The 21,058-nt window shown below is 56.5% G+C and carries 19 protein-coding genes; 13 read left to right on the plus strand and 6 right to left on the minus strand.

Annotated features, from left to right (window positions below):
• Window positions 1-5: 5 nt before the first annotated feature.
• Both AC5S16_RS01920 and AC5S16_RS01925 read right to left on the minus strand, forming a co-directional pair.
• The gene (locus AC5S16_RS01920; RefSeq protein WP_493928313.1) at window positions 6-1,223 is read right to left on the minus strand and encodes a tetratricopeptide repeat protein; all 1,218 of its coding nucleotides are present in this window, start codon (window positions 1,221-1,223) and stop codon (window positions 6-8) included.
• A 46-nt stretch (window positions 1,224-1,269) separates the two neighbouring features.
• Window positions 1,270-1,752 (minus strand): recombinase family protein, encoded by a 483-nt coding sequence (locus AC5S16_RS01925; RefSeq protein WP_493928314.1) that lies wholly within the window; start codon window positions 1,750-1,752, stop codon window positions 1,270-1,272.
• Between the two features lie 158 nt (window positions 1,753-1,910).
• On the opposite strand from AC5S16_RS01925, the gene AC5S16_RS01930 reads away from it, so the two are divergent.
• The 6 genes from AC5S16_RS01930 (at window position 1,911) to AC5S16_RS01955 (ending at window position 6,949) form a co-directional block, all read left to right on the plus strand.
• Window positions 1,911-2,420, plus strand: a complete 510-nt coding sequence (locus tag AC5S16_RS01930; RefSeq protein WP_493928639.1) for a P-loop nucleotide/nucleoside kinase family protein — start codon at window positions 1,911-1,913, stop codon at window positions 2,418-2,420.
• 20 nt (window positions 2,421-2,440) lie between these two features.
• Window positions 2,441-3,151: an ROK family protein gene (locus AC5S16_RS01935; RefSeq protein ID WP_493928315.1), complete on the plus strand. Its 711-nt coding sequence runs from the start codon at window positions 2,441-2,443 to the stop codon at window positions 3,149-3,151.
• A gap of 82 nt (window positions 3,152-3,233) precedes the next feature.
• Window positions 3,234-4,187, plus strand: a complete 954-nt coding sequence (locus AC5S16_RS01940; protein WP_493928316.1) for an ABC transporter ATP-binding protein — start codon at window positions 3,234-3,236, stop codon at window positions 4,185-4,187.
• 213 nt (window positions 4,188-4,400) lie between these two features.
• The gene (locus AC5S16_RS01945) at window positions 4,401-5,180 is read left to right on the plus strand and encodes an ABC transporter permease (RefSeq protein WP_493928317.1); all 780 of its coding nucleotides are present in this window, start codon (window positions 4,401-4,403) and stop codon (window positions 5,178-5,180) included.
• 15 nt (window positions 5,181-5,195) lie between these two features.
• Window positions 5,196-6,338: a sensor histidine kinase gene (locus AC5S16_RS01950; protein WP_493928318.1), complete on the plus strand. Its 1,143-nt coding sequence runs from the start codon at window positions 5,196-5,198 to the stop codon at window positions 6,336-6,338.
• Window positions 6,335-6,949: a response regulator transcription factor gene (locus AC5S16_RS01955; RefSeq protein WP_493928319.1), complete on the plus strand. Its 615-nt coding sequence runs from the start codon at window positions 6,335-6,337 to the stop codon at window positions 6,947-6,949. Before AC5S16_RS01950 ends, AC5S16_RS01955 begins: the two co-directional genes overlap by 4 nt.
• Here AC5S16_RS01955 and AC5S16_RS01960 read toward each other — a convergent pair.
• Entirely contained in the window at window positions 6,932-7,807 is an 876-nt protein-coding gene (locus AC5S16_RS01960) for a Nif3-like dinuclear metal center hexameric protein (protein WP_493928320.1), read from the minus strand. The two genes, AC5S16_RS01955 and AC5S16_RS01960, sit on opposite strands and share 18 nt — an antisense overlap.
• A complete protein-coding gene (locus AC5S16_RS01965; RefSeq protein ID WP_493928321.1) occupies window positions 7,804-10,281 on the minus strand; it encodes an ABC transporter permease in 2,478 nt (825 codons plus the stop codon). The genes AC5S16_RS01960 and AC5S16_RS01965 overlap by 4 nt, the downstream gene beginning before the upstream one ends.
• 61 nt (window positions 10,282-10,342) lie before the next feature.
• Here AC5S16_RS01965 and AC5S16_RS01970 point away from each other — a divergent pair, with 61 nt between their 5' ends.
• The 7 genes from AC5S16_RS01970 to AC5S16_RS02000 all read left to right on the plus strand — a co-directional run bounded on the left by AC5S16_RS01970 (window position 10,343) and on the right by AC5S16_RS02000 (window position 17,716).
• Window positions 10,343-10,963: a non-canonical purine NTP pyrophosphatase gene (locus AC5S16_RS01970; protein WP_493928322.1), complete on the plus strand. Its 621-nt coding sequence runs from the start codon at window positions 10,343-10,345 to the stop codon at window positions 10,961-10,963.
• 379 nt (window positions 10,964-11,342) lie between these two features.
• Window positions 11,343-12,032: a succinate dehydrogenase cytochrome b subunit gene (locus AC5S16_RS01975; protein WP_493928323.1), complete on the plus strand. Its 690-nt coding sequence runs from the start codon at window positions 11,343-11,345 to the stop codon at window positions 12,030-12,032.
• Window positions 12,033-13,946, plus strand: coding sequence for a fumarate reductase/succinate dehydrogenase flavoprotein subunit (locus tag AC5S16_RS01980; RefSeq protein ID WP_493928324.1), 1,914 nt, complete (start codon window positions 12,033-12,035; stop codon window positions 13,944-13,946).
• Entirely contained in the window at window positions 13,946-14,743 is a 798-nt protein-coding gene (locus tag AC5S16_RS01985; RefSeq protein ID WP_493928325.1) for a succinate dehydrogenase/fumarate reductase iron-sulfur subunit, read from the plus strand. Before AC5S16_RS01980 ends, AC5S16_RS01985 begins: the two co-directional genes overlap by 1 nt.
• A 245-nt stretch (window positions 14,744-14,988) precedes the next feature.
• Window positions 14,989-16,224: a dipeptidase gene (locus tag AC5S16_RS01990; protein ID WP_493928326.1), complete on the plus strand. Its 1,236-nt coding sequence runs from the start codon at window positions 14,989-14,991 to the stop codon at window positions 16,222-16,224.
• A 190-nt stretch (window positions 16,225-16,414) separates the two neighbouring features.
• Complete coding sequence (locus tag AC5S16_RS01995; protein WP_493928327.1) at window positions 16,415-17,116, plus strand: peptidylprolyl isomerase; 702 nt, start codon at window positions 16,415-16,417, stop codon at window positions 17,114-17,116.
• Between the two features lie 69 nt (window positions 17,117-17,185).
• On the plus strand, window positions 17,186-17,716 hold the full coding sequence (locus tag AC5S16_RS02000) for a peptidylprolyl isomerase (RefSeq protein WP_493928328.1): 531 nt from the start codon (window positions 17,186-17,188) through the stop codon (window positions 17,714-17,716).
• Window positions 17,717-17,787: 71 nt separating this feature from the next.
• Here AC5S16_RS02000 and glyS read toward each other — a convergent pair whose 3' ends face one another.
• On the minus strand, window positions 17,788-19,905 hold the full coding sequence (gene glyS / locus AC5S16_RS02005; RefSeq protein WP_493928329.1) for a glycine--tRNA ligase subunit beta: 2,118 nt from the start codon (window positions 19,903-19,905) through the stop codon (window positions 17,788-17,790).
• A 108-nt stretch (window positions 19,906-20,013) separates the two neighbouring features.
• Entirely contained in the window at window positions 20,014-21,015 is a 1,002-nt protein-coding gene (locus AC5S16_RS02010) for a glycine--tRNA ligase subunit alpha (RefSeq protein WP_493928330.1), read from the minus strand.
• Window positions 21,016-21,058 lie beyond the last annotated feature (43 nt).

A 21,058-nucleotide genomic window follows, 5' to 3' on the forward strand; every position in this document is an offset into this window, starting at 1 on the left:
ACGGCTCAGCGTCCATCATATGCAGTTCGCATGAATTTTCGTGCCTGGTCAGCTTGCGCCGTGTCGCTGCCGGCGTCGATTACGGCCTGATACTGCTGTTTTGCCTTGTCGCGGTCGTGCATCAGGTCGTAGACCTGTCCGGCGGCGAGGAGGCAGCGGCGCTTCAGCTCGGGACTGGTAGTTGCCTGGTTTGCAGCTTCCTTATAGGCCTCGACGGCGTCGGCGTACATTCTCTGGCCGCGCAGGCTGTCGGCCAGGCCGAAGTACACAAGCTCCAGATGCGTCGTCACGAAGTAACCAGGCTTCTTCGACAGGTCTACGACTTCACGGTAGCTTGAGATTGCAGACAGCCCTCGCCCGGCATCTTTCTCAAGATTGGCGACCTCGAGACGGAAGAGGAAATCGCGCGGATACTGGTCGGCGAGCGATTGCGCGATCTTCGTTGCCTCCTGGTATTTCGCTTCGCGACGCAGGAAGAGCATCATGCAGGTGCGCGCTTCAACCGATGTGATGACGCCGCGCGACGCTGCGTCGTGCAGCATCTCCATACCTGCGGCCTTGGAGCCGTGGATGCCGACGAAGCCGATGAGTATCTTGAACGGCAGCGGCAGTGCGCCCACTACATATTCGTAGGTTCCCACGACGAGTTTTGCGTCGATGTAGTTTGGATCGAGCTGGAGGACGCGGTTGTGATCGCCGCGCGCAGCGAGCGCCAGATGCAAAGCGGGACTGAAGCTGCGCTCCACCATGGCCATGTAGGTCGCCTGCAGGCTTTTTGCCCATCCGCGGGCAAAGAGCGCGTTGACATCGTTCTGATTTGCCTTGAGCTGGGCATTCGACTGGTCGACAGCCTTGTCAGAGAGAGCCTTGATCTGGTCGCGGATGTGCGGGTCTTCAACGACGGTGTGTTTTCCGGTCAGGAAACCGTCGTTGGCGTAAAAGGTGGTGTCGAGCAGGTCGAGCCGGTAAAGCTCCTTGAAGAGCGTGGTGTAGAGGAGGTAGTCGGTCGCGATGGGATCCGACGGGTGTGTGTTCTGGACGGATTGAAAACGTGAGAGCGCACCGTCGTAATCCATGATGTAGAAATGGTCGAAGCCCTCGCGCACCGCGGGGTCGCGGTTCAGAGGATCGGTGTTTACAGTGTCGGCAAAGGCGGAGCTTATTCCGCCCAACAGAAAAAGAAAAGTCGCTATCCAGGAAAACCGCACACGTGTGGCTGCCATTCGTCTGTCATCTTAGACGAGTGGCCTGTGGGTTTTGGATGACCGCCTAACGTGCTTTGCCGGCGAACCGCTCGCGGCGGCGCTCCCATTCTTCGGTGGAGAAGAAGCGGGGGCCGACTTCGATGAGGCGGGGCAGCATGTTGAAGACGGTCACGGGGCTCCATATCCTGCCTTCGCGGGTGCGGTAGCCCTTCTCGTTGAGGTCGCTGGCGACGCTCGAGAAGGAGAAGTCTTGCACGAGCAGCTCCATCATCTGAAGCAGCACCTGGTTTTCCTGCGGGTGGATTTCAAGGTGGGTGCAGTCCTCGGAGACGCGGAGGCCGTAGGGGACGTCTTCGGTGTCGAAGCTGCCCTCCGGCGCGCTGCCGGGAAGCTGCCGCCTCCATTCGATGGATACCGCCTGCCAGCCTGCCTGTGCCCGCCGCTCGATCAGCTCGGGAGTCACCGACCCATGGATTACGTCACGCATCCGCTCAAAATATGCCATTCCAGCCTCCTGAAACAGACTCTTCCGGCTTATGAATGGCAATTGAAGGGCCACGCCAAATTATTGAAAGATATGGAGGCGGGAATGCCGGGTCTGTCCGTTTTTGTGAATCTGTGTCCGCGGCCGGACAGGAAATCATCTGCCGGTATAGTGCTGCATAGGGGGGACATCTGTCTGCACGCTCGATAACCTGGGTTCTGCTGGCAGGTTTGCCTGCGACGGGAAAGAGCACTCTGGCGCGCAAGCTCGCCGCACAACTCCTACTCCATCGCGCAGCCATTCTGGATAAGGACAAGGTCCGCGCAGCACTCTTCCCTGGCCCAATGACCGACTACTCCGCGGACCAGGATGAACTCTGCATGCGCGCGATGATCGATGCTGCGAGTTATCTCACGCGGCGCGGGCTTGCGGGATTCATTCTCTTCGATGGGCGGACTTTCAGCCGCGCATCGCATATCGATGAAGTGATTCAGGCAGCAGAAAAAGCCGGAGCAGCGTGGCGCATTCTGCACCTGACCACGACGGACGAAGTTGCCGAAGCGCGCCTTCGAATTGCCGATCCTGACCATCCGGCGCGCAATCGCGATGCGACCCTCTACTACCGGGTGAAGGCTGCGTTTGAGCCTATCAAGCAACCGAAACTCGACCTTGACACTTCAGAAGGTGTTGATGGCATTGTGGCTGGCGCGCTTGCTTATATCCGGCCATAGACGGTATAACGGTCTGGCCTATGGCTGCTAAAGCGAATCCTCTTACTCTCTGTGTCGATATTGGCGGAACAGGCCTGAAGATCATGCTGCTCGACAGCGAATGCGCAGCGCTGACAGACCGCCTGCGTATCGATACTCCATCAGACCCAACGCCGGCAAACATTATCGCCGCTCTAACCAGGCTCAAGGCTAAAGTGCCGAAATTCGACCGCGTGGCGGTTGGTTTCCCTGGAGTCATTAAGCGCGGAATTGTTTATACCGCTGCGAACCTTCACCCCAAGTGGATCGGTTTTAATCTCGACGCGGAGCTTGAGAAGCGCTGGAAGAAGCCGGTTCGCGTAGCGAACGATGCGGCGGTACAAGGCTATGCGGCGATTCGCGGACATGGAGTGGAGATGATTCTGACGCTGGGCACGGGGCTCGGCTCGGCTCTCTATACGGATGGGCGGCTCTGCCCCGGACTTGAGCTGGGGCATCATCCCTGGCTGAAGGGCAAGACCTACGAAGATTGCCTGGGCAAGCGCGGCCTGAAGAAGTATGGCCGCAAGCGCTGGAACAAGCTGCTTCAAGATGCGGCTGCACAGACCTCCAAGACATTCAACTGGGACTATCTCTATATTGGGGGCGGCAACGCGAAGCTGATCGATGTCCCGCTTGGGGAGCACGTGCAGATTGTCTCGAATGAAGACGGGCTGCTGGGCGGCGTTTCGCTCTGGCGCCACGATTCATGACAACTGTCATATCCGATTGATGACACACTCCACTGCTTCGGCATGGGTTTCTCGGGCATTCTGTCTCCTGTAATCAGGAGGCATGATGTCGACGACTACTCTCGTTCCCGAAGCCGTTGATGGAGTCAACGCTTTTCCGGCAGGCGCACAAGCGACGGTTGCACGGCTGCATTCTGTCAGCAAGCGTTATGGGCAAGTCCTTGCGCTCAACAATCTGAGCTTTGAAATTCATCCCGGCGAGATTGTTTCGCTGCTCGGGCCCAATGGTGCCGGCAAGACTACTGCTGTCCGGTTGCTGCTTGGGCTGATCGCTCCCACACAGGGCAGTGTGCGAGTACTGGGGCATGATCCGCGCGAATCGGCAACGCGCACCCGGATTGGCGCGATGCTGCAGGTGGCCAAAGTTCCGGAGACGCTGCGCGTGCGGGAACACATTGATCTCTTTCGCAGCTACTATCCAAAACCACTGGCGGTTTCCGAAGTGGTTCGCATTGCCGGACTGCAAGGAATCGAAGACAAGTTTTTCGGCAAGCTCTCCGGCGGGCAGAAGCAGCGCGTGTTGTTCGGGCTAGCGCTGTGCGGCGATCCCGATCTGGTTTTTCTTGATGAGCCGACGGTCGGCATGGACATTGAAGCCCGCCGCAATCTGTGGGAGCAGATTCGAATGCTTGCGGCACGCGGCAAGAGCGTTCTGCTCACGACGCATTATCTGGAAGAAGCGGATGCGCTGGCACACCGGATTCTGGTCATCAATAAGGGCCAGCTTGTGTCTCAAGGGACGCCGGCCCAGATCAAGAACCAGGTTGCAGGGCGAAGGATTCGCTGCGTGACGCAGATCACGGCTGCCTTTGTGCGCGCATTGCCCAGCGTGACCGAGGTGATTGAAGACCGTGATGCTCTGCTGATTACTTCTTCGCATCCTGAACACGTGGTGCGCGAGATGCTGATGCGCGATGACACGCTGCGCGATCTTGAGATATCGGCTGCAGCGCTGGAAGATGCTTTTCTTGCGCTTACCAGAACGGAAGCGAATTAGGCATTTCCTCAGAATTTTGCATGTTCATGGCACGGGATAAAAGAAAGAGGATGAGGGAAATCACAGTTCATCCGGAAGGCAATCCCTCAGCGGCTAAAGCCGCGTTGAATTCCGGGCACTTATGGCACGGCTAAAGCCGTGCCCCTTCAAAGCAGTGACTTTTCCGCATTCTCTAGAAGCCGTGCCCTTTCAAAACCGATTCGAAGGAGAACAATGATGGCTGCTGCAACTCTTACCGCACCGTATTATGTGAATCTATTTGCCAGGGAAACGAAGTATGAGTTTCTGAAGGCTACGCGCAACCGCATGTATGCGCTGGCGACGCTTGGCTTCCCCGTCATGTTCTACCTGCTGTTTGGAGTTACGAACAGGCACTCGGGGCCGGGCTTGAACTATGCGCAGTATCTGGTTGCCGGATACAGCTGCTTCGGCATGATCGCCGCTGCACTCTTCAATCTTGGCGCCGGCATTGCAGTCGAGCGGGCACAGGGGTGGCTTGAGGTAAAACAGGCCAGTCCGATGCCGCGGCTTGCCTATCTGGTAGCCAAGGTTCTTACCTGCATGGGCTTTGGAGTGCTTATTATAACCGTGTTGGTTACATTAGGGCTTACGCTTGGAGGCGTAACGGCAACTCCCCTGCAGATTGCGCACCTTGCCGTCGTAATTGTTGCCGGAGCCATTCCCTTTGCTGCTCTCGGGTTGGCGTTGTCCCTAGTTGTTCCGCCGAATGCCGCGCCGGGGATCATCAACCTTATTTATCTGCCCATGTCTTTCTGCTCCGGCCTATGGATGCCGATTGACGTGCTTCCGCACTGGCTGCAGAAGGTTGCGCCTGTGCTTCCCACTTATCACTACGCTCAGCTTGCGCTGAATGTTTTCGGATACGCGCGTTCTGGTGCTACGCTCATTCATTGGGAGGCGCTTGCCGGGTTCACTTGCCTGATGCTGGGTATTTCCTGGTTGATTTTTACCCGCAGCGAGGCAAAAGCGTAGGAAGAGACATCTATCGTGGCCGAAGACACAAGTTTTGAGAGAGCCTGCTCGTGGGAGGCGCACCAGGTAGAGCGGCGGGAGTTTGCCCGCAGGTGGGAGAGGAAGCCGAAAGCGCGGTATTACGACTTCATCTGGATTATATGGTCGCTCTTTTTCTTTATTGAGCCAGTGGAGCGGAATAACCGGCATTTCTGGATTCTGTTCCTTTGCTTTTACGTAACCTTTGTGGCGCTGTATTCCGGCTTTATCCTGGCACGAACCAGATATGCAACCTATCTGTTCTGTGCGGCGATGACAGTGCTTGCAATTGCCTGGTTCCCGGTAGTGCATGCCTCACTCAGCGCCCTGATTTATGTTGCTGCGTTTGCGCCCTTCGCTGTTGAGTCTCTTCCGGGAGCAGCAGCCATTATCGCAGGCGTTTGTATCATCGCTGCAGCGGAAGGACTTATCTTTCACGTCTCGCCCTGGTCATGGGCGATGAGCATTTTTACTTCTATCCTTGTCGGCGTATCGAATCTGTTTACCGCGCAGAGGGTACGCGCAAGCAAGAAGCTGAATAGCGCATATGAAGAGATCGAGCACCTGGCCAAGATCGCAGAACGCGAACGCATTGCACGCGACCTGCACGATGTTCTGGGGCATACGCTTTCTGTCGTTGTCCTTAAGTCGGAGCTTGCCGGACGGTTGATGGATCGCGATCCGGAGCGTGCCCGTGCAGAAGTCCGCGATGTGGAACAGATTGCAAGGAAAGCTTTGGGTGAGGTACGGGAGGCGATTGTCGGATACCGTTCCGAAGGGCTGGCCGCGGAGATGGAACGTGCGCAGCGCACGCTTGATGCCGCAGGCGTTGCGCTGGTGTACGACTCAAAACCCCCGTCACTTAATTCCGCAGAAGAAAGTGTGCTGTCCCTGGCTGTGCGTGAGGCGGTCACCAACATTGTGCGTCATGCGCAGGCTAGCCAATGCCACATGAGCTTTGTTACGAAGAATAGCCACACCTTCCTAACAGTTGAAGATGATGGTCGCGGTAATGTCCGGCAGGAAGGCAATGGGCTGCGCGGCATGCGCGAGCGCATCGAAGCGCTGGGCGGGCGCTTCAGCATTGATTGCACACAAGGGACTCGCCTCAACATTGAAATCCCGATACACACGGCATGAGCAAGAAAATCCAGGTGATTGTTGCGGAAGACCAGGCGATGGTGCTGGGAGCGCTTGCGGCTCTGCTCGAGACTGAGTCCGATATTGCGGTCTGCGCGCGGGCGCGGAATGGACGCGAGGCGCTTTCCGCGATTGGCAAGCATTCGCCCGATGTGCTGGTGACCGACATTGAAATGCCGGAGATGACCGGGCTCACACTGGCTGCGGAAGTGAATGAACGCTATCCGAGAACGCGGGTGGTGATCCTGACTACGTTTGCGCGGCCCGGGTATCTGCGACGCGCGCTCGATGCCGGGGCCAAAGGCTATCTGCTGAAAGACCGGCCTGCGGCGGAACTGGCCGATGCGGTGCGGCGCGTACATCATGGGCTGCGCGTGGTTGATCCTGATCTTGCGGCGGAGGCGTGGACGGCCGATCCTGATCCTCTCACGGAGCGCGAGCGGCAGATATTGTGGCGCGCGGGTGAAGGCAAATCGAGCGGAGAGATCGCGGAGGAGCTGCATCTCTCGGAAGGCACGGTGCGGAATTATCTGTCCGAAGCAATCAGCAAGCTTGGAGCTTCAAACCGTGTGGAAGCTGCGCGGATCGCGCGCTCAAAGGGTTGGCTTTGAGAAAGGCTCGCCTGCTTTTATAAATTCGATCGGGACTCCGGGCAGTATGGATTTCAGCCATTCAGCGCAATATTTCATGCCTGCTTCTTCTGAGTCCTCGTGCCCGATCAGGATGAGGGCTTTGTGTCTTCCCTGTGCTACGGCGTCGCGCGCGTATTCCACTGTCTCCCATTCGGCGGCTTCTCCGGCAACAAGCACCTGTACATCATCGCGCTCCAGCATCTTGACCTGCTTTGCCAGTCCGGATGCACCGGGGAGCAATGCTACGTGTGTTACGGGCATGCCGGTGTCCCCCACAATGCGGATGAAGTGCAAGCCGGCTTTTGCCTGGAGCGATCTGGCGAGCTCGCCTACGGTGGTCTGCGGAAGCGTGAACAAATGCGGGTCGGCACTGCTCTGATATTTCTTCCAGCCGAGCTCGTCCATTACGCCTTCGAGAATTCCGTCCGGGTTGCGCAGATGCCATGTGTCATGAAAGCGCCACACGACTAAGTGGTGCTGCTCGATATATTGGAGCTTCTGGGCCTGCACGGGATCGCCGGCGAGCAGCGTCATGTTGTCCGGATGGTTGTAGAAGGTAGGCTCATGCGTGATGATGAGATTCTTGCCGTCAGCACCGGCCTGTTCCAGCACTTGATAGGTATCGAGAAAGGTTGTGGCGATTCCGGTTACGACTGTATTTGGGTCGCCGGCCTTGATGGTGTCGACCGTGTTAGCGGGCGGCGTCGCGCCCGTGGCGGCGATGATGCGCTTGATTGCCTCGCCTGCAGTGAGAGGCTTGTTTGTAGTCTGTGCCGCTGCAAAGGAGCAAGCGGTAGCTGCAATCAGCAGAGTACCTATCCAGGCCTGTATCTTCATTCTGAGCGCAAGGCTACCACGGGATCGACACTCGCTGCTCTGCGTGCGGGAATGTAGCTGGCGATTAATGCGCATATGACTAGAATGGCAGCGACAGCGATGACGGTAAAGATGTCGTAGCCGTGAAATCCATAGATGAATGAACGCATGACTCCGCTGGCGGCAACGGCGACGGCGATGCCAGCGGAGACTCCAATTGCAAGCAACAGCGATGCATGGCGGAGCACCACCCAGATAACGCCATTCTGCGAAGAGCCAAGCGCCAGCCGCACGCCGAACTCGCGTGTGCGCTGGCTTACGGAGTAGGAAAGCAAACCGTAAATTCCGGCGACGGCGATAGCGAGTGCGGCCAGACCGAAGATGCCCAATAGGCGGGCGGCGAGTGTCTCGCTGCCCATTGATTCATTCACGATTTGCGTCATCGGCTCCAGATTATTGATCACGACATCAGGATTGATCTGACGCACTGATTTACGAATTGCTTCTTCTGCTGTCCCGACGGGCAGGTGCGTGCGAATAGCGACATTCATTACAAACGTTGCCAGTGGATAAAAATCATCATTGAGATTCAATTGCATCAGGTTGAGATCAAACTCAGGGAGAGAGTCTTCCCCCATGGAGCGCTGGCGCACATCTTCTGCTACTCCAACGATGGTCGCCCAATGCCTTGGTCCTGGAGCATCGCTAATTTCAATCCGCTTGCCCAATGGATCTTCGTCCGGAAAGACCGCCCTTACGAAGGCATTGTTCACGACCGTCACCACCGGCGAATCCTGCGTATCCTGGCCATTGAAGAGGCGTCCCTTTAACAATCGCACTTGAAATGTCTTGAAGTAGCCGGCAGAAACTGCGCGCAGATGTGCCTGTGGCAGGGTGGACTTGTCTGCCTTGGGCCTGCCATCGATCACAACACTGTCAATAAAGTTGAATCCAGGCGCAAGCGGCCGCACAGTAGTCAATCCAACAGATGTAATGCCTGGTATCTGACTGAGATGATCCTGCAGCGGCTGGTAAAGTACGCGAACGTAATTGGGAGAGTTTCCCTGATCTGAACCTGGAATCCAGTTTGCGTTTGCCGGCGGAAATAACATGCCGGTGACCACATTCTCCGCTACGAAGCCTGCGCTGGCATTGTGCAATGTCACCAGAGAGCGAATCATCAATCCTGCCTCGATCAACAAAGCCAACGTCAGAGTAATTTCGCTTACAACAAAAGCATCTCTCAACCATGCCTGACGTTTGCCTGTGCCGGAGGCGGCGGAGCCCTCACGCAATCCTTCCTGTGCAGGAATGTTTGCAGCTATCCATGCAGGCAGCAAGCCGAATAGCACAGCTGAGACACAGGAAGCCAGAACAAGGAAAACGCAAACAGCTATGTTGATGTGAATGCGGTCACCGTAGAAGACCTGATTCTCCAGGTATCCCTTCAGGATGCGCAACACCAAAGCCGCAAGCCCGAGACCGACTATGCCACCGAATAATGCCAACAAAAGACTTTCAGTAAAGAACTGTTGAGTGAGGCGTCCACGAACGGCTCCCAATGCATTACGAATGGCAATCTCGCGCCTGCGGCCATTTGTCCGGGTCAGCATAAGCCCTGCAACGTTAGCGCACGCAATTAACCAGACAGCGATCACTGCTCCATATAGCGCAAAAAATCCCGGGCGAGCACTCTCTGTGAGCGAAGCGCGATAACCGACAACACGAATGGGCGCTTTTTGTTCTTCCTTGGGGTATTCCATGAGCAACTGGCTGTGAATGGAATTCAGTTCGGCACGTGCCTGCTCCACAGAAACTCCAGGACGCAGAACACCAATCACAGACTGCGAAGCATCATTTCGCGAAACGACCGATTTTTGCTCTTTCACTAAGGGGGAGTAAATTGCTGACCCTACATCCCCGGGAAAATCACCTCCCGGAGGGAGTACTCCAACAACCGTGTATGGAGTTCCATTCACTAATACCGAACGGCCAATGATGTTCGGGTCGCGATGAAAATTCCGCGCCCATATTCCGTCGCCAAGGATCAGGACTCTGCTTTGTCCAGGTTCACTGTCACCTGGCAGAAAGCTGCGTCCGAGAGCGGGTTGCACACCCAGCAATCCAAAAAGATTTGTGCTGGATAACACCTGCACTGTGAACTGCGGATCACCCTCTCCCTTCAGGCTGGGAAACTGCACCATGAAATAACCCAGCGCCTGAAAGGAATGACTGCGTGCCTGCCAGTCCTGAAAATCGGGAATCGAAGTAGGCCCAAAACCGCGGCCAGTAAAGGGCAAGTTGCCAATCTGCACCATGCGGCTGGCGTTTTTATACGGCAGGGGCCGCAGCAATACCTGATCGATGACGGAGAACATTGCGGCATTGACGCCGATGCCAAGCGCCAGGGTGAGGACTGCGGTCAAAGTGAAGCCTGGGGTCTTCCATAATTGCCGCAGCGCGTACTTCACATCATTCCAGATGAGGGTCGTCATGCAATGGCCTCGTGAATAGCAAACACGGTAACACAGGCTCAGGCACTGTACTCTGTAATTTATGTCTCTGACGCTTTATGTTGCTACCAGCAATCCGGGCAAGTTGCGTGATTTTGCTGCCGCCGCGGAAGCTTTTGACGTGGTCATTGCTCCCCTGCCCGGGCTGAAAAGTATTCCCGCTCCGGTGGAGGACGGCGCTACTTTTGAGGACAATGCTCGCATCAAGGCTGTCTATTACAGCGGCTTCGCTCCTGAGGGCCTGGTGATTGCAGACGATTCCGGCCTCGAAGTGGACGCACTGGGAGGCGAGCCGGGTGTGCGTTCGGCCCGGTATGCCGAGGATGCCGGGTTCAGCCTGGGCAACGGCCTGGATACCGACAAGCGCAATAATCTTCATCTGCTGCTGCAGCTCTCGTCCCATGGAGCGGGACCACATACGGCGCGCTATCGCTGCGTGATTGCTGCTGCGCGGGCGGGTGAAGTCGTGCTTACTGCTGAAGGCTCAGTTGAGGGCGAAATTACTTCGGAGCCGCGCGGGGATGGCGGATTTGGGTATGATCCTCTGTTTTATCTGCCGGGACTGGGCAAAACGATGGGTGAGATTGATATTGCGCTCAAACAGACTTTGAGCCATCGGGGGAAAGCTTTTCTTCGCTTATTGAAACAATTGCGGCGTGGGTGAGTTCGTGCTTTCCTGCCCTTTTTCCTGGCAATTCAAAAGGTGAGGTTGTTGCTTTCGCAACAATTCGCACGAACGCTTCGATTCCATTCAGGGCAGGATTTTACGAGTTCGTGCGGGTCCTTCGACTTCCCCTTCACTTTGTTCAGGGTTCGCTCAGGATGACAACCATTGGAGATTGTTAAAGAAATCCTTCGTGTTTTCTTGACGGTCATTCTTTCGAACACCAATAATAGATAGTGATTTCACCGAGAAATTCAGCTGCACACAGGCATCCCTTTTCGGGTGGCGGACGGCTCCGCTTACACGGAACATTGCAAACCTTGCGGGCTGGACACTGCTTCAGGCCGCTCACTTTGAATCAAAAGGCTGGGAAGATCGAATGAGCACTGCTGCGGTCAGCCTGCGCGCCAATCGCGTGGTGGGCTTCTGGGATTCGACAAACGGCAAAAAAGTAGTGATGGCGGTAACTGGCGCCATTTTCTTTCTTTATGTCATAGGACATATGGCGGGAAACCTTCAGATTTTTGAAGGCCCTGAGAAGCTGAACGCCTATGGGCACTTCCTGCACAGCAACCTTGAGATACTCTGGCCTGCGCGCATCATTTTGTCGGTATCTGTCATTCTGCATGTTACCGCCACGATTCAGCTTGCGCTGCGGAAGAAGCGTGCCCGCCCTGTCGGCTACTCGCGCAAGGAAGCTATCAATTCTTCTTATGCTTCGCGCACGATGTACTGGAGCGGCCCGATCATTCTGGCCTTTGTGATCTTCCACCTGCTGCACTTCACGGCGGGTTATATCCATCCTGGATCGGAATATATTGAAGGCGATGTGTACCACAATGTCGTGGCCGGATTCAGCGTGTGGTGGGTATCTGCGTGGTACATCTTCTCGATGATCCTGCTCGGCTTCCATCTCCGGCATGGCATCTGGAGCATGTTCCAGTCGCTTGGGCTCAATCATCCGCGCCACACTCCGCTTCTGAAATCTGCGGCGCTGGTCATCGCTGTCGTCATCGTTCTCGGATACATCTGTATTCCGGTTAGCGTTTTGCTGGGGATCATAAAGTAAATGACACTCGACGGAAAACTACCTTCAGGCCCGATTGAACAGGCATGGGACAAGATGCGCTTCGAGATGAAGCTGGTCAACCCGGCGAACAAGCGCAAGCATACGGTCATTGTTGTGGGCTCGGGTCTCGCGGGCGCGTCGGCTGCGGCCTCGCTGGGCGAGCTTGGCTACAACATCAAGTGCTTCTGCTTTCAGGATTCGCCGCGGCGCGCGCACTCGATTGCAGCACAGGGCGGCATCAACGCCGCGAAGAACTACCAGAATGACGGCGACAGCATCTACCGCCTCTTCTATGACACAGTAAAGGGCGGAGACTTCCGGGCGCGCGAAGCCAATGTGTATCGGCTGGCGCAGATCAGCGTCAACATCATCGATCAGTGCGTGGCGCAGGGCGTTCCCTTTGCACGTGAATACGGCGGTGCGCTGACCAACCGATCCTTTGGTGGAGCTCAAGTGTCTCGCACTTTTTACGCCAGAGGGCAGACGGGCCAGCAGCTTCTGCTGGGTGCGTACCAGGCGCTGGAGCGGCAGGTAAATGCCGGCTCGGTTGTCATGTTTCCGCGCACGGAGATGTTGGACCTGATCGTGATCGACGGCAAGGCGCGCGGCATTGTGACGCGCAATCTTGTGACCGGCGCGATTGATGTTCATATCGCTGATGCGGTGATTCTGGCAACAGGCGGATACGGCAACGTCTACTACCTTTCAACCAACGCCAAGGGCTCGAACGTAACGGCGGGCTGGCGCGCGCACAAGCGTGGCGCTCTCTTTGGCAATCCCTGCTATACGCAGATACATCCGACATGCATACCGGTCTCGGGCGACTACCAGTCGAAGCTCACACTCATGTCTGAGTCGCTGCGCAATGATGGGCGCATTTGGGTTCCGAAGCAGAAGGGCGATAAGCGGCCTCCGAACCAAATTCCTGAAGAGGAGCGCGATTATTACCTTGAGCGGCGCTATCCCAGCTTCGGCAACCTTGTTCCGCGCGATGTGGCTTCGCGCAATGCGAAGGCCGTGTGCGATGAAGGCCGCGGCGTGGGCGAGACGGGGCTTGGCGTTTATCTGGATTTCTCGGACGCCATCAAGCGCCTGGGCGAGCATAAGATTCGCGAGCGCTATGGCAACCTCTTCGATATGTACCAGCGCATCACGGACGAAGATCCTTACAAGGTCCCGATGCGCATCTATCCCGCGATTCACTACACGATGGGCGGCCTGTGGGTCGATTACAACCTGCAGAGCACTATCCCGGGGCTCTTCGTGCTGGGCGAGGCCAACTTCTCCGATCACGGAGCCAATCGCCTGGGCGCGAGCGCGCTGATGCAGGGCCTTTCAGACGGCTACTTCATTATTCCTTACACGCTGGGCAATTATCTGGCTTCGACCAAGCTGGATAAAGTCAGCGAGTCGCACACGGAAGTTCGCAATACAGAGGCGTGCGTGAAACAGACGATTCAGAAGCTGCTCTCGATCAAGGGCAAGCGCACGGTCGATTCGTTCCACCGCGAGCTGGGCAAGGTCATGTGGGACTACTGCGGCATGTCGCGCACGGCTGAAGGTCTGGAGCACGCCATCGGAAAGATCCGCGAGCTGCGCGAGGAATACTGGCAGAATGTCACGGTTCCTGGAAGCGGCGATGACCTGAACCAGAGCCTGGAAAAAGCAGGGCGCGTGGCCGACTTCTTCGAGTTGGGCGAGCTGATGTGCATCGACGCGCGGCAGCGCAATGAATCGTGCGGCGGCCACTTCCGCGAGGAGTATCAAACGCCGGACGGCGAGGCGCAGCGCGACGACGAGCACTATTCCTATGTTGCAGCATGGGAGTATCGCGGACCGGGCAACCAGCCGGAGCTGCATAAGGAGCCGCTCGAATTCCATTACGTTCATCCCAGCCAGAGGAGCTACAAGTAATGAAATTAACGCTGAAAATCTGGCGTCAGAAAAATTCCAGAGAAGCAGGCAAGTTCGTCAGCTACACGGTCGACGATGTCAATCCGGAAATGTCGATGCTCGAATGCCTGGACGTGCTTAACGAAACGCTGATCGAGCGCGGCGAAGAGCCGGTGGCCTTTGAGCACGACTGCCGCGAAGGCATCTGCGGCTCCTGCGGCTTTATGATTAACGGCATTCCGCACGGCCCGCAGTCTGCCACTACTGTCTGCCAGCTGACGATGCGCCACTTCAAAGATGGGCAGGAACTGGTCATTGAGCCGTGGCGCGCGGCTGCCTTCCCTTCTATTAAGGACCTTGTCGTCGACCGCCGGTCGTTCGACCGCATCATCGCTTCGGGTGGATACGTCTCCGTCAATACCGGCAATGCGCCGGATGGCAATGCGATTCCTGTGTCTAAGGAAATTGCCGACCAGGCCATGGACGCAGCGGCGTGCATCGGATGCGGCGCGTGCGTGGCAGCCTGCCCCAATGCTTCAGCTGCTCTCTTTACCGGAGCCAAGATTTCGCACCTCAGTGTTCTTCCACAGGGCGAGCCGGAGCGCGACATGCGGGCTCTGAGCATGGTGGCACAGATGAATGCCGAGAACTTCGGCGGCTGCACCAACATCGGCGAATGCACAGCGGCCTGCCCCAAGGAAATTCCTCTGGAAGTGATCGCGACCATGAACCGCGATTACGTCCGCGGAAGCTGGAAACGGAGGAACCACCTGGTCGAAACGATTGCTCCGGTGACGGAGTGGAGCGCGCGGTCATAGAGGTCCCCTGCAGGGAAAATCTTTCGCCACAGAGGACACGGAGAGCACAGAGGCGAAATACCCAAGTCGGAATCCCCAACATGCGCGGTGTTCGCATGTTGGGAGTTCCGACTTTACTCTAAGATGCCAGCCTATGGTGGTGTTACAATCCGGCCATTACCAAAACCATGACGAACCGATACGCTGCTGCCCTTCTGCTTGCTTCTGCGCTCCCGCTAACTGCTCAGACCACCGCAAAAACTCCTGTGAAGAAAACTGCTGCCGACCCGCTCGCTGTCCATCAGAACGCTATTGTGATCGATACCCATGCTGACACGACGCAGCGCCTGGTCGACGAGAACTATGACCTTACCGATCCGCTGAATGGCGGCAACCTGAATTTTGAGTCGGCGAAGAAAGGCAATCTGGGCGCGGAGTTTTTTTCGATCTGGGTGGAGCCTGATCTTTACAAGGGCCAGTATGTGAAACGGACGCTTGACCTGATCGATGCGGTCTATCAGCAGGCCGCGAAGCATCCGGACAGGATGCGCATGGCCTTTACCGCGGATGATATTGTCGCCGCGCACCGCGAGCACAAGCTGGCCGCGCTGATGGGCATTGAGGGCGGGCACTCGATTGACAACTCGCTTGGCACGCTGCGCGATTATTACAGGCTGGGCGTGCGCTACATGACGCTGACGTGGTCGAACTCGAATGACTGGGCCGACTCTTCGGGCGACATCGATGACACCAAAGTCAAGCATATGCAGGACGGGCTGACGGATTTCGGCAAGGACGTTGTGTATGAGATGAACCGCATGGGCATGATGGTCGATATCTCGCACGTGGCCGACAAGACTTTCTATCGCGCTGTGATTACTTCGCGCGCTCCTGTGATTGCTTCGCACTCTTCGGCGCGCGCACTGTGCAATGCTCCGCGGAATATGACCGATGACATGCTGCGCGCGGTGGCCCGCAGCGGAGGCCCGAACAGCAAGGGCGGCGTGGTGATGGTGAACTACTATTCGGCCTTCATCAGCCAGAAGTACCGCGATGCCTCGATTGCGCAGGAGCCGGAGGTCAAGAAGGCCACCGAAAATCTGAAAGCGCAGTATGCGAAGGAAGGCAAGCAGGTCACGTATGGCGATCTTGAAAAGCTGCAGCGCCAGTATGCCGATCGCATTCCGCGTCCGCCGCTCAGCGATTTGATTGATCATATTGACCACATCGCCAAGGTTGCCGGTGTCGACCATGTCGGGCTTGGCTCGGATTTTGACGGTGTCTCTGGGCAGTTGCCGGAAGGCATTGACTCGGCGGCTGATCTACCGAAGATTACGCAGGCTCTGATGGCGCGTGGGTATTCGGCTGCGGATTGCGACAAGATTCTCGGCGGGAATCTGCTGCGCGTGATGCGTGAGGTAGAGGCTACGGCGAAGCAGCTGCAAGCGGAGTCGGGGTCGCGGCCTAAGATTATGGAGCAGCAGCCTTTCAAGAAGGACTAGCCGTCCAGGCATACGCGCCTTCGGCGCCAATCCGTACAAGTTCTGAGAAAAACGAAGCACCTGTGTTTGAAAAGCAGGAAAAACAGATCCTTCGCTGCGCTCAGGATGACAATCTTTGATTGTGGAGCGACTTGCTATCGAGGTTTCCTCGGCTGCCTCCGATGCTGTACCCTAGCCATTGGGAATCTGCATGAACGTCATCGCTCGCTCTGCATCGCTCGTTTTCTTTTCGTCCGTGCTTATTTGTTCTGGTTTTGCCCAGCAATCGACTCCATCTACTCCAGCTTCAACACAGGAATTGCCTGACGCTCCAGGAACGCAGGCTCATACAAGCCCGCAACCTACTGGGCCTACGGCGATTTTCGATACGAGCATGGGACGCATTACCTGCAAGCTCTTTGACAAACAGGCTCCGAAGACTGTTGCCAACTTCATTGGCCTGGCGCAGGGCACGAAGGAATGGACCGATCCGACAACGCACCAGAAGATGCACAAGCCGCTCTATGACGGCACGCAGTTTCATCGCGTGATTCCCGAGTTCATGATTCAGGGCGGCGATCCGACGGCGACAGGCACGGGCGATCCAGGTTATATGTTTGAAGATGAGTTTGATCCCAGCCTGAACTTTGATGTGCCTGGACGTTTGGCGATGGCGAACTCCGGCCCGAATACCAACGGCTCGCAGTTCTTTATCACTGAAGCTCCGACGGAACACCTGGACCAGAAGCACACCATCTTTGGGCAGTGCGATGATTCAGGGGTCCTGGTGGTGAAATCCATTGCCCGCGTTCAGCGCGATGACAACGATAAGCCGCTTGAGCCGGTCATCCTGAAGAAGGTCACGATTGTGCCTGCCGGACAGCCTGTACCGGCGGCTCCGTCTTCTCAATAACCATTCTGATAAAACCAGGTTAGCTCCGCGAACCTGGGCACCCGATTTTTTCAAATCAAAGGAGTAACTATGGCTCGTACTACTGGAACGTACGCGATCTTCAACACGAATGAAGGAACCATTGTCTGCCGTCTTTTTGAAACGGATGCGCCCAAGACTGTCGCCAACTTTATCGAATTGGCAGAGGGCAGCCGCGAGTGGACTCATCCGGTGACCAACAATAAGAGCAAGGACAAGCTCTATGACGGAACGATCTTTCATCGTGTGATTCCTGACTTTATGATCCAGGGCGGCGACCCGGCGGGTTCTGGTTTCGGCGGGCCCGGTTATCGCTTTGAGGACGAGACAAAAGGCTCCAAGCATAGCTTTGACCAGTCGGGCAAACTGGCCATGGCCAATGCCGGACCGAATACGAATGGCTCGCAGTTCTTTATTACTGTGGCTCCAACACAATGGCTGACAGGTAAGCACACCATCTTTGGCGAGGTGGTAGAGGGACAGGATGTCGCCAATAAGATTTCCAAGGTCTCGCGCGGCGCGCAAGACAAGCCAGTGAAGCCGGTGGTGATTGAGTCGCTGGTGATTGAGCGCGTGGCCTGAATACGGCGCTCGAAGCATCTATGGTATCCCACCCTATCGCAAACTACGCGATAGGGTGGGGCACCCGGTGTTTATGCCTGGCCGGCTACGATCTCTGAGAAGTCGGCGATGGAAGAAAACCCGTTGAGGACTCTCGCGAGAAGCGCAAGACGATTCTCGCGGACTGACTGATCTTCAACCATGACCATGACCTTATCGAAGAATAGATCAACGTGCGGGCGCAGCGTCGCAATCTGTTCGAGCGCAGCCTGATATTTGTGTTCGGTCCGCAGTTTTTCTACTGCGGGAGCCAGCTTCTCTGTGCTCTGAAAGAGAGCCTGCTCGGCTGCATCTGAGAGCAGAGGTTCATTCAAGCCATTCTTAACTTCCCGTTTTTCTGAAGCCTGGCGCAGAATGTTCTTGATACGCTTGAAGGCTGCGGAGATAGCGACGAAATCATCTGATCCGCGGACTGCTGTCAGCGCTTCTGCTCGGGCGATCGCGTCGCGTACATCGTTGAAACCCGCAGCCAGCACGGCGTTGACTACGTCGTAGCTGAATCCGCGCACATCGCGCAGGTAGAACTCAAGGCGCTCGCGCAGGAATGCCTTCAAAGATTCCTGTGATTCAGCGCCCGAAGCCTTCGACAAATTTTCAAATGTAAGAGGCAGTTCCGATTCCGCGAGAATCTTGACTACGCCATTCGCTGCGCGACGCAGAGCGAACGGATCTTTTGAGCCTGTCGGCTCGAGTCCAATAGCGAACATAGCCGCGATGGTGTGATGGCGGTCGACCAGCCCCAGCACCTGGCCTTCGACGGTGGATGGAATTGTGTCCTCAGTCGATGCTGGCGTGTATTGCGAGTAGATGGCGTGCGCGACGGTTTCGCCGAGTCCCTGAGCGCGCGCGTACAGGCCGCCGACGACTCCCTGCAGTTCGGTAAACTCCTTGACCAGTTCTGTAGTGAGGTCGGTTTTTGCAAGGTGGACAGCGGTGAGCAATGCGGCTTTGTCGAGAACCGTTCCGCGTGCCGCCAGAAGATCGGCGACTTGTTCGGCTATTGCCAGGTTTGCCTGTGTCTTGTCGTAATAGCTTCCTAAATCTTTCTGGAATGTGACGGAGCGAAGCATTTCGACGCGCTCGGTGAGCGGAATCTTCTGATCAACATCCCAGAAGAAACGCGCATCGTTGAAGCGGGCGCGCAGCACGCGCTCGTTGCCATGGCGAATGACGGCGATTCCCTGCTCGTTGGCTTCAGTATTCAGTACGGCGAGAAAATGCGGCGCGAGCTTGCCAGATGCATCTTCGACGGCGAAGTATTTCTGGTGGTCGCGCATCACGGTGACAAGCACTTCTTCAGGCAGCGACAGGTACTCGGGCTCAAAGTTGCCGAGCACGACTGAAGGCCACTCGGTGAGATGGGTCACTGTGTCAACCAGAGCTTCGTCTTCTCGCCAGCGTGCGCCTGCTACAGTGCGTGTGGCTGCATCCAATGCTTTGCGGATGCGCTGGCGGCGTGCTTCCACATCGACCTGCACTTTGGCGAATTCAAGCGCTGCTGCATATTCAGACGGCTGGTTGATAGTGACAGCATGGTCGCCGTGGAGAATGCGATGTCCATAGCTGAGATTTCCGGCATGGACTCCTGCAAACTCAATGGGCACGATGACGTGGTCGAGCAGAGTAGCGATCCACTTTACGGGACGCACGAAGCGCTCCGGCTTACCGGCACGCCAGTACATGTTCTTCGGCCAGTAGAGCGCGGCAAGCTCTTTAGGCAGCTGCTCGGTGAGGACCTCGGCAGCAGTACGCCCTTTGCGCAGTACAGTCGCGGAGACGTATTCACCTTTTGGATTGGTGATTTTTTTGAGCGCGGAAACTTCGATGCCAGCCTTCTTTGCGAATGCCTGCGCGGCTGGTGTCGGCTCGCCGTTCTTGAAGGCAACGTTCCACGATGGACCGGTGAGCTGTTCTTCCGTGTCGGCTTGTTTTGGCAATACTCCGGACGCTAGGATGGCGAGGCGGCGTGGGGTAGAGTAGCTTTCCCACCCTTCGCTTCGCGAAGAATGGGGCACCCTTTGTTCCATCTGGTCAAGCAGTCGTTCGCGGGTGAGCAGATCTTCTACGCGGCGCGCGAGTTCGGCCTGCGCGGGAGCGATCATGCGTGCCGGGATTTCTTCTAGTCCTATTTCGAGGAGAAAGTCTGACATATCTTTAGCTGTTAGCTATTGGCTTTAGCCTCTAGCTCTTCTTTCCATTCTCTTGTATGTGACCATCCAACCGTAAAAAGCTAACGGCTAGAAGCTAATAGCTAGTGGCTACATCTGCTGCGCAGCGTAGGCTTTGGCTACTCCTACAGCAAGGTTGCGAATGCGCGCAATCACACCGACACGCTCGGTGACTGAGATGGCTCCACGCGCATCGAGCAAGTTGAACAGGTGCGAGCATTTCAGGCACAGGTCGTAGGCAGCGAGCACCGGAAACCTCTTGAGCGACTTTTCGACTTCTTCATCCGCTGCAGGCGATTCCTCATGTATGAGGCGCTCATGCGATTTCTGGCGCGGCTCAAGCTTCTTCAGGTCCTGAAAGCTGGCAAGCAGCGTCTGGCACTCGGCTTCGTACATGCGCAGGTGCTCCCATAGCTTCTCGACTTCAGCGGCTTCAAAGTTGTAGACGGAAAACTGCAGCTCCTCTTCAAAGCGCACTTCGCCATAGGTGATGGCGCGTCCCGTCACCGGATCGCGCGCCCACACGATGTCATAGATCGAATCCACGTCCTGCAGAAATGCAGCGATGCGCTCGAGGCCGTAGGTGATCTCGCCGGAAATGGGATCGAGATCAATGCCGCCGCACTGCTGGAAATAGGTGAACTGCGTGATTTCGAGCCCGTCGAGCATGACCTGCCAGCCGATGCCCCATGCGCCCAGTGTCGGCGACTCCCAGTTGTCTTCTTCGAACTTGATGTCGTGCTCGCGCAGGTCGATGCCGATGGTGGAGAGCGATTCGAGGTATATGTCCTGAATGCCGGACGGTGGCGGCTTCAGAATGACCTGAAACTGCGTGTGCTTGAAGAGACGGTTCGGATTTTCTCCGTAGCGCCCGTCAGCGGGACGACGCGAGGGCTGCGCGTAGGCAATGCTGACCGGTCTGGGGCCGAGCACGCGCAGAAAAGTGTCCGGAGACATGGTGCCGGCGCCGACTTCCACATCATAGGGTTGCTGCAGGACGCATCCGCGCTGCGCCCAGAATGTCTGGAGGCGGAAAAGCAATTCCTGAAAAGTGAGTGGTGCTTGTTTCGTAACAACCGAGGCTGATGCCACGCGCAAAGTCTCTCTGTAAATCGGGAAATTAGTGCTGGGATGA

The sequence above is a fragment of the Acidobacterium sp. FHG110202_01 genome (assembly GCF_059115305.1).

Coding starts and splice junctions, on each gene's coding strand:
- AC5S16_RS01920 (WP_493928313.1), bottom strand. CDS start 1,223: ATGGCAGCCACACGTGTGCGGTTTTCCTGGATAGCGACTTTTCTTTTT.
- AC5S16_RS01935 (WP_493928315.1), top strand. CDS start 2,441: ATGGCTGCTAAAGCGAATCCTCTTACTCTCTGTGTCGATATTGGCGGA.
- AC5S16_RS01940 (WP_493928316.1), top strand. CDS start 3,234: ATGATGTCGACGACTACTCTCGTTCCCGAAGCCGTTGATGGAGTCAAC.
- AC5S16_RS01945 (WP_493928317.1), top strand. CDS start 4,401: ATGATGGCTGCTGCAACTCTTACCGCACCGTATTATGTGAATCTATTT.
- AC5S16_RS01955 (WP_493928319.1), top strand. CDS start 6,335: ATGAGCAAGAAAATCCAGGTGATTGTTGCGGAAGACCAGGCGATGGTG.
- AC5S16_RS01960 (WP_493928320.1), bottom strand. CDS start 7,807: ATGAAGATACAGGCCTGGATAGGTACTCTGCTGATTGCAGCTACCGCT.
- AC5S16_RS01965 (WP_493928321.1), bottom strand. CDS start 10,281: ATGACGACCCTCATCTGGAATGATGTGAAGTACGCGCTGCGGCAATTA.
- AC5S16_RS01970 (WP_493928322.1), top strand. CDS start 10,343: ATGTCTCTGACGCTTTATGTTGCTACCAGCAATCCGGGCAAGTTGCGT.
- AC5S16_RS01975 (WP_493928323.1), top strand. CDS start 11,343: ATGAGCACTGCTGCGGTCAGCCTGCGCGCCAATCGCGTGGTGGGCTTC.
- AC5S16_RS01980 (WP_493928324.1), top strand. CDS start 12,033: ATGACACTCGACGGAAAACTACCTTCAGGCCCGATTGAACAGGCATGG.
- AC5S16_RS01985 (WP_493928325.1), top strand. CDS start 13,946: ATGAAATTAACGCTGAAAATCTGGCGTCAGAAAAATTCCAGAGAAGCA.
- AC5S16_RS01995 (WP_493928327.1), top strand. CDS start 16,415: ATGAACGTCATCGCTCGCTCTGCATCGCTCGTTTTCTTTTCGTCCGTG.
- AC5S16_RS02000 (WP_493928328.1), top strand. CDS start 17,186: ATGGCTCGTACTACTGGAACGTACGCGATCTTCAACACGAATGAAGGA.
- glyS (WP_493928329.1), bottom strand. CDS start 19,905: ATGTCAGACTTTCTCCTCGAAATAGGACTAGAAGAAATCCCGGCACGC.